At 39.2% G+C, this 16,490-nt stretch carries 22 protein-coding genes; 10 read left to right on the top strand and 12 right to left on the bottom strand.

Annotation, left to right across the window (positions count from 1 at the left end; genetic code table 11):
* The gene (locus ACIFPW_RS09260) at positions 1-1,203 is read right to left on the bottom strand and encodes an MFS transporter (protein ID WP_430243697.1); all 1,203 of its coding nucleotides are present in this window, start codon (positions 1,201-1,203) and stop codon (positions 1-3) included.
* Between the two features lie 260 nt (positions 1,204-1,463).
* On the opposite strand from ACIFPW_RS09260, the gene spxA reads away from it, so the two are divergent.
* Positions 1,464-1,859, top strand: coding sequence for a transcriptional regulator SpxA (gene spxA / locus ACIFPW_RS09265; RefSeq protein WP_194220443.1), 396 nt, complete (start codon positions 1,464-1,466; stop codon positions 1,857-1,859).
* A gap of 69 nt (positions 1,860-1,928) precedes the next feature.
* Here the strand turns inward: spxA and lspA are convergent, their stop codons facing one another.
* Positions 1,929-2,390 (bottom strand): signal peptidase II, encoded by a 462-nt coding sequence (lspA, locus tag ACIFPW_RS09270; protein ID WP_430243891.1) that lies wholly within the window; start codon positions 2,388-2,390, stop codon positions 1,929-1,931.
* A gap of 165 nt (positions 2,391-2,555) precedes the next feature.
* On the opposite strand from lspA, the gene ACIFPW_RS09275 reads away from it, so the two are divergent.
* Complete coding sequence (locus tag ACIFPW_RS09275; RefSeq protein ID WP_430243700.1) at positions 2,556-2,972, top strand: universal stress protein; 417 nt, start codon at positions 2,556-2,558, stop codon at positions 2,970-2,972.
* A gap of 29 nt (positions 2,973-3,001) precedes the next feature.
* On the opposite strand, the gene ACIFPW_RS09280 is transcribed toward ACIFPW_RS09275, so the two are convergent.
* The gene (locus ACIFPW_RS09280; protein WP_430243701.1) at positions 3,002-3,400 is read right to left on the bottom strand and encodes an NUDIX hydrolase; all 399 of its coding nucleotides are present in this window, start codon (positions 3,398-3,400) and stop codon (positions 3,002-3,004) included.
* A 30-nt stretch (positions 3,401-3,430) separates the two neighbouring features.
* Positions 3,431-3,583 (bottom strand): hypothetical protein, encoded by a 153-nt coding sequence (locus ACIFPW_RS09285; RefSeq protein ID WP_430243703.1) that lies wholly within the window; start codon positions 3,581-3,583, stop codon positions 3,431-3,433.
* A gap of 199 nt (positions 3,584-3,782) precedes the next feature.
* Here ACIFPW_RS09285 and ACIFPW_RS09290 point away from each other — a divergent pair, with 199 nt between their 5' ends.
* Positions 3,783-4,769: a zinc-binding dehydrogenase gene (locus ACIFPW_RS09290; RefSeq protein WP_430243704.1), complete on the top strand. Its 987-nt coding sequence runs from the start codon at positions 3,783-3,785 to the stop codon at positions 4,767-4,769.
* Positions 4,770-4,898: 129 nt separating this feature from the next.
* Entirely contained in the window at positions 4,899-5,561 is a 663-nt protein-coding gene (locus ACIFPW_RS09295) for a DUF4396 domain-containing protein (RefSeq protein ID WP_430243706.1), read from the top strand.
* Between the two features lie 17 nt (positions 5,562-5,578).
* Here the strand turns inward: ACIFPW_RS09295 and ACIFPW_RS09300 are convergent, their stop codons facing one another.
* Positions 5,579-6,502, bottom strand: coding sequence for an aminoglycoside phosphotransferase family protein (locus ACIFPW_RS09300; protein WP_430243708.1), 924 nt, complete (start codon positions 6,500-6,502; stop codon positions 5,579-5,581).
* Positions 6,503-6,782: 280 nt separating this feature from the next.
* On the opposite strand from ACIFPW_RS09300, the gene ACIFPW_RS09305 reads away from it, so the two are divergent.
* Positions 6,783-8,063 (top strand): histidine--tRNA ligase, encoded by a 1,281-nt coding sequence (locus tag ACIFPW_RS09305; RefSeq protein WP_430243710.1) that lies wholly within the window; start codon positions 6,783-6,785, stop codon positions 8,061-8,063.
* Between the two features lie 54 nt (positions 8,064-8,117).
* On the opposite strand, the gene ACIFPW_RS09310 is transcribed toward ACIFPW_RS09305, so the two are convergent.
* The 4 genes from ACIFPW_RS09310 to ACIFPW_RS09325 form a co-directional block, all read right to left on the bottom strand.
* Entirely contained in the window at positions 8,118-8,534 is a 417-nt protein-coding gene (locus ACIFPW_RS09310) for an NUDIX hydrolase (protein WP_430243712.1), read from the bottom strand.
* A 104-nt stretch (positions 8,535-8,638) separates the two neighbouring features.
* A complete protein-coding gene (locus tag ACIFPW_RS09315) occupies positions 8,639-9,418 on the bottom strand; it encodes a TerC family protein (RefSeq protein ID WP_430243713.1) in 780 nt (259 codons plus the stop codon).
* 266 nt (positions 9,419-9,684) lie between these two features.
* A complete protein-coding gene (locus ACIFPW_RS09320; protein WP_430243714.1) occupies positions 9,685-10,410 on the bottom strand; it encodes a class I SAM-dependent DNA methyltransferase in 726 nt (241 codons plus the stop codon).
* 33 nt (positions 10,411-10,443) lie between these two features.
* Positions 10,444-11,223, bottom strand: a complete 780-nt coding sequence (locus ACIFPW_RS09325; RefSeq protein WP_430243715.1) for a class I SAM-dependent methyltransferase — start codon at positions 11,221-11,223, stop codon at positions 10,444-10,446.
* Positions 11,224-11,438: 215 nt separating this feature from the next.
* Between ACIFPW_RS09325 and ACIFPW_RS09330 the strand changes: the two genes are divergently transcribed.
* The 3 genes from ACIFPW_RS09330 to ACIFPW_RS09340 all read left to right on the top strand — a co-directional run bounded on the left by ACIFPW_RS09330 (position 11,439) and on the right by ACIFPW_RS09340 (position 13,374).
* Positions 11,439-12,002: a hypothetical protein gene (locus ACIFPW_RS09330; RefSeq protein ID WP_430243716.1), complete on the top strand. Its 564-nt coding sequence runs from the start codon at positions 11,439-11,441 to the stop codon at positions 12,000-12,002.
* 16 nt (positions 12,003-12,018) lie between these two features.
* On the top strand, positions 12,019-12,477 hold the full coding sequence (locus ACIFPW_RS09335) for a spore coat protein (protein WP_430243718.1): 459 nt from the start codon (positions 12,019-12,021) through the stop codon (positions 12,475-12,477).
* Positions 12,478-12,747: 270 nt separating this feature from the next.
* On the top strand, positions 12,748-13,374 hold the full coding sequence (locus ACIFPW_RS09340; RefSeq protein WP_430243893.1) for a DUF2642 domain-containing protein: 627 nt from the start codon (positions 12,748-12,750) through the stop codon (positions 13,372-13,374).
* Positions 13,375-13,481: 107 nt separating this feature from the next.
* Here the strand turns inward: ACIFPW_RS09340 and ACIFPW_RS09345 are convergent, their stop codons facing one another.
* Together ACIFPW_RS09345 and ACIFPW_RS09350 are read right to left on the bottom strand one after the other, a co-directional pair.
* Positions 13,482-13,802: a YnfA family protein gene (locus ACIFPW_RS09345; protein ID WP_430243720.1), complete on the bottom strand. Its 321-nt coding sequence runs from the start codon at positions 13,800-13,802 to the stop codon at positions 13,482-13,484.
* A gap of 32 nt (positions 13,803-13,834) precedes the next feature.
* Positions 13,835-14,401, bottom strand: coding sequence for a hypothetical protein (locus tag ACIFPW_RS09350; protein WP_430243721.1), 567 nt, complete (start codon positions 14,399-14,401; stop codon positions 13,835-13,837).
* 217 nt (positions 14,402-14,618) lie between these two features.
* On the opposite strand from ACIFPW_RS09350, the gene ACIFPW_RS09355 reads away from it, so the two are divergent.
* Together ACIFPW_RS09355 and ACIFPW_RS09360 are read left to right on the top strand one after the other, a co-directional pair.
* Positions 14,619-15,425 carry a PAS domain S-box protein gene (locus ACIFPW_RS09355; protein WP_430243723.1) on the top strand — a complete coding sequence of 269 codons (807 nt, stop codon included), beginning with the start codon at positions 14,619-14,621 and terminating at the stop codon, positions 15,423-15,425.
* Between the two features lie 31 nt (positions 15,426-15,456).
* Positions 15,457-16,212 (top strand): ATP-binding protein, encoded by a 756-nt coding sequence (locus tag ACIFPW_RS09360; RefSeq protein ID WP_430243725.1) that lies wholly within the window; start codon positions 15,457-15,459, stop codon positions 16,210-16,212.
* Here ACIFPW_RS09360 and ACIFPW_RS09365 read toward each other — a convergent pair.
* Complete coding sequence (locus tag ACIFPW_RS09365; RefSeq protein WP_430243727.1) at positions 16,191-16,394, bottom strand: hypothetical protein; 204 nt, start codon at positions 16,392-16,394, stop codon at positions 16,191-16,193. The two genes, ACIFPW_RS09360 and ACIFPW_RS09365, sit on opposite strands and share 22 nt — an antisense overlap.
* Between the last annotated feature and the right edge of the window lie 96 nt (positions 16,395-16,490).

The raw sequence follows: 16,490 nt of genomic DNA on the forward strand, positions 1-16,490 counted from the left end.
CTAAACATCTGTATTGGTTTCAGGCTTAATGGAAACAAAGCAAAGAAAGATCGCAATTGCTGTTACACCTGCTGAAGCATAGAAAACAACTTCATGAGACTGCTTCATGAGCAATGCATAGATTGGTGGACCAGCCGCTACGCCAAGAAAGCGAGTCGAGCTATATAGAGATGTAATTGTTCCACGTTCTTCTTTTTTTACCCCTTCTGTGATGAGGGCATCAAGACAAGGTAGAGACATTCCAATTCCTACTCCACCCACAAATAAGATCAGTAACATCAACCAGAGTCGTTCTGTAAATGAAACGCTTAGTGTCGCTGCTGCCAGAATAAATAAACCAATGAAAATGCACCATTTCATCGTTTTCTTATTCTCACCGATACGTTTTCCCGTCACAAAAGAGGTTAATGAAAGAGCAACAAGTGGAATAGCAATAACCCCACCTTTTTTAACACCTACAATTTGAAATTCATTTTCCAAAAACCCGGCAAGATAGAATAGAATGCCAAAAAGAACAAACATTATCACACCGCCAATTGCAAAAATCGCCGTTAACCACTTTCCATCTTTTCGAAAAATATTTTTTAAGCATGACAAAAAACAGGAAAAAGTTTGTGGCTTCTCTTTTTTTTCTGGTGACTTAACAAGGAATATGACAAGTAATATTGAAATAAGTGAGAAAACAGGTATGGACAAGAAGGGCAAGTACCAGAGAAAGGATGCCAGAAGAGCTCCAAGAATGGGACTCAGCACCTTCCCGACTGTATTTGATGTTTCAATTAAGCCTAATCCCGCACTTACATCTTTATCATTTTTGAATAAATCTCCTACGAGAGGAAGAACAACTGGGGCTGCTCCAGAAGATCCAATCCCTTGAAGTACCCTTCCTATAAGAATCATGACGTATGGATTTTCTAGAGACCATGATGCCCAGCCTGTGACGAGCCCTCCAATCCCAGCGATAAACAAACTCGGGATGATCACTTTTTTTCTTCCGTATCGATCGGACAAATAACCGGCAATTGGAATTAATAAAATGGCTGCAATAGAATAAACCGTAATGATCATCGAAACCTTAAAGGATGTGATGCTGAGCTTCTTTTCAATTATAGGCAAGACTGGAATAAGCATTGAGTTCCCTAGCGTCATCACAAGTGGAATTGAAGCAAGTGATATCAAATCCCACTTCTTTTTATCATCCATGAGCATCCTCCAATAAAACTTAACTTCTTACGTAGTTTGCCTGCTCTCGTTAGCGGGTATACCTTAGTAAAAGCTGGCTATTATTATTAATCATTTAGAAGAAATTCCTGTTATTTAGATCGAATAACTTTGACCAAGAGGAATTTAACACATAGATAATCGTCGAAAATGTGTAACATAACTTACAGTCAGGCAACGACTTTTTTTAGTATACTTAACATGGAGATGAACCATGTAAAATCCATTTGGAGGTCAAACATATGATTACACTTTACACATCACCAAGCTGTACTTCGTGCAGAAAGGCAAAAGCGTGGCTGGAAGAGCACAACCTTCCTTATGAACAGCGCAACATGTTCGCAAAGCCGCTCACAGAAGATGAGATTAAAGCTATAATTCGTATGACTGAAAAAGGTACCGAAGAAATCATCTCAAAGCGTTCAAAAGCCTTTGATGCGCTTGATAAAGAGGTTGATGAGCTTACACTTCAGGAACTATACAGCTTAATTAAAGAAAATCCTGGCATTTTAAAACGCCCGATTTTACTTGATACAAAACGACTTCAAGTAGGCTTTCACGAGGACGAAATCAGAAGTTTTCTCCCTAGAAAAGTTCGAGCTTTTCAACTTGAACAAATCCTTCAAGAAGCAAAATAATAAATTGTCCCTTTAGAGTAAGCGAAACAAAAAGCGAGAGAGGTTTATCCTCTCTCGCTTTTTGTTTCGCTATTTCTCCTGATCATCAAATCCTTGAATCGTAAATTTCTTCATAAAATAAAGAACGAGGATTAAAATAAAGCCATATCTGATCTCAGTATCAGCAAGATTAAAAATCCCTTCGCTCCAGCTCACTTTCATAAAATCAATCACATAACCATATTGAATACGATCAATCAAGTTTCCAAGTCCACCACTAATGAGTAAGCCAAAAGCTAGCTGCACAGCAAAGCGTTTTGGGGTGGCACGTATGTATCCATAAATAAGGAGAAGTACGATACTCGCTTGTAGAAAAATTAATAAACCTGTGTATCCTTCTAACAATCCTCTTGTAGCTCCTGTATTGTAGTAAAGCTGAAAGGTTAAAAATCCATTGATCGCGTCAATTTGTTCATTTAAGTTTAAGATCGAGTCAATCCATCGCTTTGTTACAAGATCCATAACAAGCAAAATGGTCACCATCGTGATCATCCGTTTCACCGTGCCCACATCCTTTTTTACTCTTCAACCATTATCCTTTATGACCGCTTTCTCTGACAATCATTTCGTCTTTTATGCTTGATTGACACACTTCTATACAGGGTAAGGACTTATAGAACCTAGTAACAAGTCAATTACTCTGGAGGTTTTGTAATAATGTATCAACAGATTTTACTTGCATCGGATGGATCCACAGATTCAGTAAAAGCAGCTGAAAAGGCTTTTGAATTAGCAAGCTTAACAGGTGGACATGTTGAAATCGTTTATGTCATTGATGGTGAAACATCTAAGCACGATGCGTTACGTCATGCCGATTCCCCCGGTCTTGATATGGAGAGAAGTGAGAAACTAAGCTCCACAGAAGCAATTGCTGAAGAAACAAACGTTTCTTATGATGTGACTATTCTACATGGATCTCCTTCCACAACTCTTATTGATCATGCAAATGAAACAAAAAGTGATCTTGTTGTCATGGGCACAAGAGGACTTAATGTTCTTCAAGAAATGGTGATCGGTAGTGTAAGTCATCAAGTCATCCAAAAGGCAAGCTGCCCTGTACTTATTGTCAAATAATGAATGAAGCAGAAAAAAGACTCCTTAGCTTAAGGAGTCTTTTCGTATAAATAATTCGTTAAATATGCTGCGTCCTCAGGATAGGCATGTGGAATTTCTTCTACTTCATCAATCGTTTTCCATTCAATTTCCTTCACATCTTCTTCAGAATCGTCAAGAGAAAGCATACCGCCTACCACATTTACTTCGTAATAATAGGTCGTCACATTCATTCCATTCACATCCTGATCTTTAACGAACAAAGGTTTCTCAATGGCTACTTGATACCCCGTCTCTTCCATCACTTCACGAACACAGCACATCTCAGGCGTTTCTCCCTTCTCGATCTCACCAGAAGGAACGGCCCATTCGTCAGTTTCATTACGAATCATTAGTAAATCTCCCTGGTCATTGATACATACAGCAGCTGCTCCAAACCATTCCTGCATTCTACTCACCCTTTAGCTTCCATTATGTATTTAAGGACTCGTCTGACTTTTAACGTGTTCTGAACTAGAAACCTGATGATTTGTTTCTTCAGGTGCTTTCAATCCATATTTTTTTTGGATGATAAAACCAATCATTAGAATCGAAGCGATCAAACCCCAGAAAATCCAACCGATTAACGTCAATTTGTCCCCTCCTCCATTAAACTCTCTCATTATTCTACGATTCACGGCGCCTTATTGTTTCAAATAGTTACTAAAAAGTGCCTACTTACCAAAAAAATTCATGAACTTTATAATGGGAAAACGGGAGAGAAGGTTTACTAAAAGCTCCCCAAGTGAAACATATTCATATTCTGAACTTATTTTAAGGAGGATTTTCATAATGAAAGCTCTTTTACTAAAAGCTAAAGGACAATGGGATTCAATGAGTGTTGAAGAAATCGATACCCCTTCACCTGGAAAAGGAGAAGTTCTTGTAAAAATCCACGCTGCGGGCTTGAACCCAGTTGACTATAAGACAGCAACTAACGGGAATCCAAACTGGGAATACCCGCACATTCTTGGACTTGATGGTGCTGGTATTATTGACCAAATTGGTGATGAGGTAACTGAATGGCAAGCCGGCGACCGAGTCGTTTATCACGGTGACCTGATGAGAAAAGGAACGTTCGCACAATATGCGATTGCACAAGCTCATACCATCTCTAAACTTCCTGAGTCGATCTCATTCGTTCATGCGGCTGCAATTCCAACAGCTGGTTATACAGCCTATCAGGCGCTATTCCGCAAACTTCATATTCAACGAGGTCAAACCATACTCATCCATGCAGGCGCTGGCGGCGTAGGAGGCTATGCTATACAGATGGCCAAATACATGGGATTAACGGTGATTACAACTGCTTCCCGCCACAATCATGATTTTGTAAAAAAACTCGGGGCTGATTATGCCATTGATTATAAAGAAGAAGATTTTGTGAACCGAACGCTTGAAATAACAAATGGAATTGGTGTTCACGCTGTACTAGATGCGGTAAGTGGTGATAATGCAACCAAATCGCTAGACACACTTACGTTTAATGGGCAAATGGCTTATATTGCAGGTGCACCCGACTTTGCGCAGGGCGTTTCCTTTGCTCGTCCTCTTTCGTTCCATCAAATCGCACTTGGTGGTGTCTATCAATCCTCTAATAAAGCTGAGCAAGCGGATCTTGCCATGATGGGTGATGAGATGATCAACCTACTGTTGGGTGGATATGTCGATCCAATGATCAAGAAGACAATATCGCTTGAAGAAATTCCGCAAGCATTGGTTGAGCTTTCAGAACGTCATGTTACAGGGAAAATTGTAGCTGAAATCGAACAGGAATAACCTATAGGACTCGCTCTCTTTCAAAAAGGGCGAGTCTTTTTCTGATCATGAATCTTCCGAATCATTCGTTTATCCTATACCCCCAGAGGGTAATTGTTTTGTACATACTTATTTTAGAGGTGAGATGATTTGACTACTTTACAGCTTATATCCATTGTTGCCCTATCAATTGGACTTCTTTCTTCCATCGTCATTCTTATAGACATCATTCATCATCCTCAAATGATGAAAATCATGAATGTGGTCTGGCCGATTAACGGATGGTTTCTTGGACCTTTCGCTATCTGGGCTTATTTTAAATGGGGGCGTTTGAAAGCGAAGAATTTGGATCTAGAAGACAATCGCGGAAAGTCTGCCAAAGTGTTTATGTCCACAAGTCACTGCTCTGCCGGTTGTACACTTGGTGATGCGGTAGGCGTTCCGATCGTTGCTTTAACAGGTTTTGCGCTGCTTGGTTCCATTCTCTATACTCATTATCTTGTCGAGTTCATTCTGGCATATGGGTTTGGTATTCTATTTCAATTCTATGCCATTTACCCTATGAACAAAGAGAATGGTGCATGGAATGCGATTAAAGAAGCTGCGAAAGCCGATACGCTTTCTTTGATCGCTTTTGAAGTTGGCATGTTTGGTTGGATGGCCATCGTTCATTTTGTTTTATTTACCGAACCACCAAAGCCCGACTCAGCTGTCTACTGGTTTATGATGCAAATTGCGATGATTCTTGGATTTGCCACAAGCTATCCAGCAAATTGGTGGCTCGTAAAGAAAGGAATAAAAGAAGCAATGTAACTGAAGAAAGCCTGGCCTTAGGCCTGGCTTTCTTCATACCATTTAGGAATGGTCCGGCCGAAGCCTTCATACATCTCCCACACATACTGAATGGCCTCTTTCGCTTGAGGAAGATCTTCCGGAAAGTAATCCATTGCCCAATTCATATGATAGATCAGAAGCTGAGCCATATGAACCGATCGGATTTTCCAAAATAGTTCAGGAACACAATCAATAAAGTAACCATGAATAACCCCTTTTGAGAAAGGAATGCTTAAACGACTTGAGAATAATTCTAGCTTATCAAACTCCGAATAAGCCGTATTTACACCGCATCGATTAAAATCAATCACACCAGCATATTTTTTCTGAGAGATAATCAAATTCCCTGCATGAAAATCATGATGAGCAAAGACGAGCCTGCTTTCACCGATAAGATGGATATTGTTTCTTACATAGTCAATGGTCTTTCTACCATAAGGGATTTGTATATCAAGTCTATAATACCGTTCTACCGCTTTCTCAAATTTTTCTTGAATAAAGGCCATATGTTCCGGCATTGACGCTTCGATTCGAAGTTGATGCATGTGAACGAGATCTAATCCTGCTTCATAACCAGCAGCATACTGTTCTTCCATTGTTAAGTTCGCTAAAGCAGCTTCGCCATCTTCCCCCTCCAGAAAAGAAAAAATCGTATAACAGAAGTTTTCTTCAGGAACTTCACCGAACGCATAAATTTCCTGACAGCGGACTCCTAGCTTCTTAAAAGCCTTCATCTTCTCAACCTTCTCTTGAACCCGCTCACGTAAATCCAACTCATATAATCGAAGCAATACGTTCTTTCCATTCCACTTTGTTACGAATTTCAAATCAAAAGAATACCCCTTTGTAATCTTTCTTAATGTAACATTCGATAGTTCAGGAATATGCGATATGACTTCTTCTTCCGTAAGACTCCTCAAGCAACCCCCCACCTTTCTATAGGAAATATTATCCTATCAAATCTTCAGAAAAAAAGAAAGATTGCTGAAATGGTTCTCATGTGCTACCATATTTTGAAATAAGAGGTGAGCGATATGAGACAATTATTCATCGTACAACTTCATCATCACAGCTAGCCTTGCTATCCGATTGCAAAATAATCGCGTATAGGAAGGCTATTACTCGTAACCGTATGAATTGAGAAGAACATTTCTCCCATTCATGCGGTTTTTTGTATTCAAAAACGAAAGGATGAGGACTATGAAAAAGCTGAAAGATCAGAATGTCAAAGGAACGATGGATTATTTACCTAAAGATGAAATCATACGGCGCAAAGTAAGAAGAATAATAGAAGACACATTTATTCAATACAACTGTTCTCCACTTGAAACACCGATCCTTAACGATCGGAAATTGATGACTTCAAAGTATGCCGGTGGCGATGAGATTTTAGCAGAAATGTACACCCTCTCTGATCGTGGAGAGAGAGAACTTGCCCTTCGATACGATTTGACCATCCCGTTCGCCAAAGTTGTTGCGATGAATCCAGATTTACCAATGCCATTCAAGCGTTATGAAATCGGAAAGGTGTTTCGAGATGGACCAGTTAAACCAGGGCGTTTTAGAGAATTCACTCAGTGCGATGTGGATATAACCGGCGTTAGTTCGCAAATGGCCGAAGCAGAATTAATGGAGATGGCGCTCGATCTTTTCAGTCAACTCGAACTTGATGTGACGATTCAGTATAACAACCGCAAACTGCTTGCAGGTATGCTAGAGTCGATCTCTATTCCTACACTTCGCTTAAATGATGTGATTCTCACGATGGATAAGCTCGAGAAAATCGGGATGGAAGGCGTTAAGGAAGAGCTCTTCCAAAAAGATATCTCCTCTGAAGCCATTAATAGCGTTGAGCGCTATGCAAAAGAGTGGATTAATCAAGACCTCTATTATTTTGAACAGTTCGCATCTGCGAATTCAACTGTACGGGAGGGGTTAAATGAACTTAAAGAACTGACTTCCTACCTGGATGGACTCAACCTCGTTCAAAAATGTCAGTTCAATCCTTTCCTTGCAAGAGGGCTCGATATTTATACTGGGACGATTTATGAGATTTTCTTAAGTAACCAATCCGTTACATCCAGCATTGGAAGCGGTGGTCGCTACGATAGTGCGATAGGTGGATTACTCGGTAGTGAAGAACCTTTTTCAACTGTTGGGATTTCATTCGGCCTAGATGTAATTTTAACCGCATTGAAACAAAATGCTACTTCACTTGTGACAAATGAAAAGCCTGAATATGTCATCATCCCCATTGATGCTAAACGCGAAGCCTTGATCGTCGCCTCTGCTTATAGGAAATTAGGATGTCGGATCGAGGTGGATATGAGTGAGAAACGGATTGGTAAATCGATCGAACGCGCAAGTAAAAGAGGAATAGAAAAAGTAATTCTCATCGGGGATAAGGAAGTTGAAAACAATGAAATCATCGTAAAAACACTAGATCAAGGAACTGAGGAGCGCATTCCCTTCCAATTTTAAAACTGTTATAAATATAGCCTTAAGATCCCCCGAGGATCTTAAGGCTACTTTACATTATCCCTTTAAGACGTAAGGAATTGAAGTATGAAGTAAGCTCTCAATTCCCCCTTGATGATAAGGCATCCATTTGTCTGCTTCTTTTCTGTCCATCCACCTGACGTCCGCTATTGTTTCCGTATCTTGAATAGATAAATGTCCACGCGATATTTTTCCTCTAAATGTAAAGAAGTGAACATGGTAATTCGTCATAAACGCTTCATTAACACTCAATAGATTTTCTACTTCTACGGTTAATCCTGTTTCTTCTCTCATTTCGCGAATAGCAGCTTGTGCAAGGGTCTCTCCATCTTCCACCGAGCCACCTGGTAAAGACCAGTTATTATGTTTGATATTTTGAACCATTAACACTTGATCTTCTTTTTCGTTGTAAAGTAGCGTATATACCACATCAACTCTTATTATTTTAAACACTCCCCATCCTAATCAAAAATCAACAAAGCGCAAAAACCATTTTTTACCTTTATAGTTTACCAGATCCCTTTCTCACAATGGGGAAAAGATTGAGATTCATGTTTTTACAGTGTTTCTCCCTTTGATGCTTCAGTTTTTTTCGAATTCGATAAAAACCAGCCACCGACTGCAATCAAAAGTAACACCGTATAAAACGTTACTTTCCATCCTGGAGATTTTGCAAATGCTTCAGGTAGCACCCCTAAATCAGGATGCGAGAGTGTATATACTGATAGTTTAATTCCAACCCATCCTACAATCATAAACGCAGCAACCTCTAAACCGGGCCTTGCTTTTAATAGCTTCACGAAATAATTTGCTGCAAATCGCATTATGACTAATCCAATTAATCCACCAGCGAAAATAACAAGGAATTTCCCACCATCTAAACCACCAATATGCGGTAGGGGTGTATTTGGCAATGTGACGGCTAATGCAACGGCTGCTAGAATGGAATCTACGGCAAAAGCGATATCCGCTAGCTCTACCTTAAAAACAGTCCCCCAGAAGCCTGCCTGTTTCTTATTCTGTTTCTTTGGCGCTTCCTTACCTTTGTGAATCATCTGTTTTCGAACGATATGATTGATCGCAATAAACAAGAGGTATAACGCACCGATCGCCTGAACTTGCCATACGTTGACTAGAAAAGAAATAGCAAATAATGAAGCAAATCGAAAAACAAATGCACCGGCAAGACCATAAAATAGAGCCTTTTGACGTTCCTCATCTGGTAAATGCTTCACCATAATCGCTAAGACAAGTGCATTATCTGCCGCAAGCAGCCCTTCAAGAGCAATCAGAAGCAGCAAAACCCATCCATATTCTAGTAACATTGAAGCATCCATCTGTACATCCCCCTTTTTTCATCCATACTGCTTTGTTCTTCACAAAAAAACCTTTGCCTAATTGGCAAAGGTTTTTGATGCAAATAAAGACCTTTACCGTAAAAGTAAAGGTCTTGCTAACAACACGAATGTTGCCAACAAAGCCGAGAGCAGTGAAGCTCTGGAATGACGACTTTGCTGTAAAAGCTACTCCCCTTTAGGAGTTGCAGTATGAAATTTTTATTATTTGAAATGATCATAATCTAATATTCTATCGCTGTCAATTATTATTTTATACAAGAAAGTAGAAGAAATAGCGGAATGCGCTGTCTTCGTTCATACTCTTCCTGGTGTTGAAAGTTTTCTCGTTGCGGCGTTCCCTCTCTAAGACCTTGAATCGTAAAACCAGTTCGCTGCAGAAGCAAGAAATACTCCTCAATCGTACGATGATATTTCACAACGCTCTCTCCAATCCAGGGCTCTATTCTTCTCCCCGTCTGGAAATAATCATCTACAACCCAATCGGTTCTTTTACCTATCATACTTTTGAAAGAAGCGGTCATAACTGGATGCAAAACGCTAAATACAAATTCTCCACCTGGTTTTAACGTGTCATATACTTTTTTAACAATATGATCAAGGTCTTCTATGTAATGAAGAACTAATTGTGAAACGACGCAATCGAAAGTCTGTGATGGATAACCATACGACTCTAGATTTGACTGGACAACGCTCCCCTTCGTTCCCTTTAGCTTCAATTCTGCTTGGTGACACATATTTTGTGAACCATCAATCCCGACATATCGCTCGCACTGCTGCTTTAGTAATTCTTCTCCGAGCGAAGCATCTCCACAACCAAGATCAAGAATGGTCTTCCCCCGAACATCGCCTAGTAATGTCATAAGAGCAGGATACTCGATGACTTTATTCGGGCTTTCTTCCCTATGTCGTCTAGCCATATAGTTCTCAAAAAAATCGTGATCATCATAAACCCGCGAACCGCTATATTCCATTTTCAGTATCTCCTTTATAAATAAGTGACTAGTTCAACCTGCATTTTTTATCGCCTTTGTTGCTATAAAGGTTTTAATATATTGATCGATTAGGCGACTCCCTCCAAAATCATCTTCATAAAAACCGTTAATGACAAATCCTGCATCAATCTGTCCCTGTATTTGATCTTCCAGCGTATGTCCGAACTCAAGGGCCAAGTTACTCTCTTTGTATTTCTGAAGTTCTTCTTTCGTTAACAATTCAAGAGGAGAGTATGGGATGCTATTCTTCACATCCAGAATTCCTTTATCCTCTTGCTCATCATCAAAAAGATACAATAGTGGATTCGTAAATCCTGAAATAAGTGTCCCCCCTTCCTTCAGTACTCTTGCCGCCTCCTTCCAGACAGGTAATACATTTTCAACAAATACATTTGAAACAGGATGCACAATCACATCAAATGACCCATTTTCTAAAAAGGATAAATCCGTCATGTCTCCTTTAACAACAGTTAACTGCAAGTTCTCCCTTTCAGCTACAAATCTGTCCTGTTCTAGCTGTTTCTCAGAAAGATCAACAACTGTCACTTCCCCCCCTGCGGCTGCAAGTATTGGACCTTGTTGTCCACCACCAGATGCTAAGCAGAGAATGCGCAAGCCCTTCAGATTAGCTGGAAACCAATGACGCGGAACAGCTTTCTCCGTCGTAACAGTGATACGCCAATTCCCTGCTTTACTTTCTTTGATCATTTCTTGAGTGACTGGCTTTGTATAAACGACTTGATCCTCCACTTTCTTATCCCAAATCTGACTGTTATACTCATTTGTTTTCATTGTCTTCCCTCACTTAGTTAAAATCACTCTCGTTCTCCTATTCTGTTTAACTAGTAAAAACCCTGCTCTTAAATTCCCCAATGATTAGGCTAATCTCACGGTGGACAAACACACATTTTCCAAATGATAGACAAATATACTGATCTTTGTCCCTCCGAGATACATACTATGCCATTACAAGCGTTTATATAAAAAGGAAGAAAGGATGCATGAATGTGCAAATGAACTTTTCACAACTTGAGAGCTACATCGGCAAGAATGTTCGAATCAACCGTGGAGGACCTGAAAGTCAGGAAGGAAAACTTCTTGAGCTTAAACAGGATTTCTTAACTTTGCTTGGACAAAAAAATACCGTTATCTATTTCCATGCTACTCACATCAAAAGCGTCACAATCAATACGAAAGAGGAAGTAGAAGTTATTGTGCCAATTGAAGAACCTGTTATTGAATTTGAAAGTGGAGAAAGTTTTCAAGAAGTTCTTGATGAATTAGTCTTTAGTTCTGTTCAAGTTAATCGCGGTGGCCCAGAGAAAGTAGAAGGTGTTTTACTTGAAGTGAACGATGATCACATCATCGTAGGGAAGGAAGCAGAATTGGTACACATTGCACTGTTTCATGTAAAAAGCGTTAGTAAGGTCGTTAAAATGACTCAACAGGAAGAGTCTAGCAACAATCAAGAAGACAATCAAAAAGAAAACCGAGGAGAAATCCGAAGAGAAAACCTTTTTTCTAGCTACTGGCAGCCTGTTTCAAAAAAAATAAAAAGCGAATGCTTATGAAAGGTTAGGATATATGATGGCATATTTAAATAGCGATACGATCGCGCCATTGTTAGGTAAGCAAGTAAAAGTTAATCTAAAAGGCCCTGAAGCAAAAGTAGGTATTCTCTTTCAGGTTGCAACGGACCACTTTATGCTACAAACAGAGAAAGAAATGATTTATTACAACCTTGACCATGTTAAATCGGTTTCTTTAGATACAACCACTGTTCCGGAAATTACTGGAAGTATGTTTCTTGATCCAATCCAAGGAAGCTCTATCACAGAAGTATTAGGGGCGCTTCACTATAAATGGGTAAAGATTAATCGTGGTGGTCCAGAGCATGTTGAAGGTATTCTCATCAATGTAGCAAGCGACCATATTCTTCTATTAGTGAAAGCTGAACTTGTTCGCATTACACTTTTCCATATTAAAAGCTTCAGTACTATCGAAACGGTGATTAAAGAAGTTCCTGAAAAAATCGTCGAGGCTTAACTCGTATTCTTGAGAGGAAGAGAGAGCCATGATCGCCTACATCTCTCCTTACGCATTTCGGGAGTTACTTCATGTGATGAGGAAATGACTCGCCTTTTAATTCATCGTTATTTGTACAGTCATCTTCCTCCTCACAATTATTTTTTATGTAGAAAAATGATCGTCCTATCAGAATCACTTGTTTATATGCCACAGCTGGTTTTTTCATATGAAAGGAGGTCAAAAGTGAGAAATTCATCAGATTTAACGAACGAAACCATTCGATTAAAAATGAACGGAACAAAAGACATTATCGGTGTGCTAATCGACTCAGGAAATGACATTCTTGTCTTATATAACGGCAAAGACTTCATCTATGTCTCCCAATACCATGTTCAGCATTATGATGTATGTACGAAAGAAGATGAAAAAATTTCACTTCCAAAAGAGTCGCTATTTGAAGAACCTGAAACGTTAAATTCGATTTCGCTTCGTAAAGCACTACAGGAATCAAAAGGAATGTTTACAGAGATTTATGTTACTGGCCATCACTCTCTTCATGGATACATCACTAGTATTATGAACGATTACTTTGTGTTCCAAAGTCCTATTCACAAAACGATGTATATATCCATGAAACATCTAAAGTGGCTGACCCCTTATCAAGGTAACGAAAGACCATATCACTTAACACATTCAGAATTCCCCGTTGTACCGATTGGACTCTCCTTATCACGCACATTAGAAGAGCAGCTAAAAAAAGTAACCAATCAAATAGTCATTTTCGATATATATGAAAACCAAAACAAAATAGGGAAATTAACAAGTATTCAGGAAAACCAGGTCACGTTAATGACGGCAAAAGAGGGTCAAGTTTTCATTAATTTTCACCATATAAAATGCGTTCATTTCCCTTAAAATCACAACATCGATTCACTCATTGGTTATATCTCAGCCTCATTCGTCCGTTCCATGAAAACGGGCTTTTTATCATATCTTGATGAAGACTTCTAAATGAACTTCCTTTAGTTCCGCGGTAAGAGCATCACCGTTACACCTACTAAGCAAATAAACGCTCCAATTAAATCATAGCTATCAGGGACTTCCCTATCAATTCCCCATCCCCAAAGGACGGACATCACTATAAACACACCACCATACGCCGCATACACGCGACCGAATTCCGGATATACTTGCAAAGTCGCAATCACACCATAAAGAGCTAAAGAGATTCCACCAGCTAGTCCAAATATGCTCGAATACCCTTCACGAAGCCAAAGCCAGATTAAATAACCTCCTCCAATCTCTGCAAGCCCAGCTAAAACAAATAAGAGAATGGTTTTCATTTCCGCTACCCTCCTTCACAATGCAATAAATGTTAATAATACAAATCAAGCGCTAGTGTCATCCCGATCATCACTACCTTTTCTTCATAACTAAGGTGACGAACATCAAGAAAATAATGATCTTCATTCAAAAGATTATCTTTCATGGATTGATAAACTGCAGATCGTTTCTTAATCGTACCAACACGATGAACTGATTCAACGCCATACACAGAAAAATCTGTAGCACCATACTTTCCAAGGGCTTGCATAATGGTACTCCCCCTTGTGTCAACAACCGTCATTTTTGGCGATTTCACTTTTACTTCAGACTTGATCGTTCCAATTAATTCGCTTGCTGAATAAAGGAAGATGTCTTTGTAGTAACCGCGATCTTTATCAATAGATGTATTCGGTCCGTTAGGCAAATGTAGATGTAATTCACGACTAACAGCCTGGCGCAAGGTAAAAACCTTTAAAAACCAATTCCATGGACTATCTGAAGGGATTTCTTCAATTGAACCTATTCCTTTTTTATTGCTCAATACAGTATACAATAGTCCCTTCCCCGTATGATCCGTCTCTTTTCTAATTTCGATTTCTTCTATATACTCAAGCATAATTTTCCCTCCAATCTAAATGGCTTCATTATAAAGTATCTAAGAATGCGATTACAATTTTTTTCGACAACATCAAGTAGAATCACGTATTACTAATGGTAAAAACTAACCAGTAGGGACCAAAGTATGATAATCTATAAAAAAATGATTCTATTAAATGCAAAAATAATACTTTTAACATAAAACCATTACTACTTCCAGGAAAAGAGGATGCCTCATGACGCAACGTGAAATTCAAATCCAACATTCTAAAAACACATGCGAACATGTCTATCAATTGGATCCAAACTCAATTCCTGTTCTTCACGTTTTACTTTCAGAAGAAGAGTTAGCGCTTCGTTTACAAAATTATTCATGTTCTCTCTCCATCATACAAAAATTCATGAAAAAGCTTCTTAGCTTTTTATCTGACACCCCAACCGTGGTGGTAACAACTGATCACGAAGGCTATGTATTAGATTCATATGGCGATGAATCCTTCGAACAAATGACAGCGTCACTCGGCATTCAAAATGGCGTTAAGTTTGATGAAGAAACAGCTGGTACGAACGCCATTACACTTGCCTTAAAACACCAAGAACCGATTCATCTCATTGGGGATGATCATTATCACTACTGCTTTGAAGATGTGGCTTGCTACTCAGCACCATATGCATATCATAATGGGGAGATTATCGGTACGATCTCCCTCATGACAACTAAGAAATATGCCTCTCAATTGCATCTAGGCTTGCTTTCATCTTCTATAGATACGATTGAACGGGAGATCCAGGTTAACAAGCAAAACGAACAGCTCCATCTCTATAACCAGATGCTTATGCGTGCCACTCCTATCGGAATTGTCATTTCGGATCAAGATGGGCAAATAAAAGAATTCAATCGAAGTGCTGAAAAACTAACGGGACTTAATAAAACCAAAATGATTGGCTATCCAATTACCGAAATCCCTACTCTTAAACCGTTTTTCGACCATGTGTTTTCGAAACAAAAGGGCATCGAAGACATCGAAATCACTTTTTTTTAAAAACGATGAACGTAAATGCTTACTCGATATTTTGCCTCTTTACGATCACAATCAACAGCTAAGCGGAGCTTTCGCTCAATTCCGAGATATGACTTCTTATTATCAACTACAAGAACAGGTCATTCAATCTGAGAAGCTTTCTGCAATCGGAAAACTAGGTGCTGGTTTTGCTCATGAAATCCGCAACCCACTTACATCAATTATTGGCTTTACACAACTTTTAGATGTAGATGAGAAACAAGCCAATTACATTAGTATCATTAGGGCTGAACTCGACCGTATGAAAAATCTTGTAAATCAATTTGTTATGATGGGGAAACCAACGGTAAGCGAGCGAACGCTAAAACAGTTAAATCCCCTTGTATTTGAAACGGTAGAATTAATGAAAAGCAATGCTCACTTACATAATGTCGAACTTGAATTCGATGCGAACACTGAGAATATTACGGTTTGTATGGATTCCTCACAAATCAAACAAGTGCTCATTAATTTTATCAAGAATGCGATCGAAGCTATGCCTGAAGGCGGAGAAATCTCGGTTCATTTAACAAAAAACGAGGAAAATGCGGTTATCTCCATTGAAGATGACGGCAAAGGAATGAGCGAAGAAGAAGTGAAACAGCTAGGCACCCCTTTCTTTAGTACGAAAAGAAGCGGGCTTGGGATTGGACTATCGATTTGCTTTGATATTATGGAGGCTCATAATGGAGAAATAGCCATTGATTCAGAAATAGGAAAAGGTACAAAAGCCAGGCTCATTCTCCCTTACCATAAAGAAGAGAACTGAGCTTCTCTTTTTTTCCTCACATGCTCAACACGACGATGAACGTAAGGAGTAAAATCCCAATCGCTAGTGCGTCTAATCCATACTTTTGCCATTCTGTTAAGCTCTTGCCTTTTGGTTCTAATCAAGAAAGATAGAACAAGGATAATACCGATCGTGAAGACAATGGCAGCCCTAATCTTCAAATAGATAAAACCCCTTTTTCTTCCATATTTCTCATCCTAACTAAAACCAAACAAAGGCTGTTCCCCTATCAGAGGGGAACAGCCTTTTTAAACTAA

Source organism: Pseudalkalibacillus sp. NRS-1564 (assembly GCF_050467905.1).
GTDB classification, from domain to species: domain Bacteria; phylum Bacillota; class Bacilli; order Bacillales; family Guptibacillaceae; genus Guptibacillus; species Guptibacillus hwajinpoensis_B.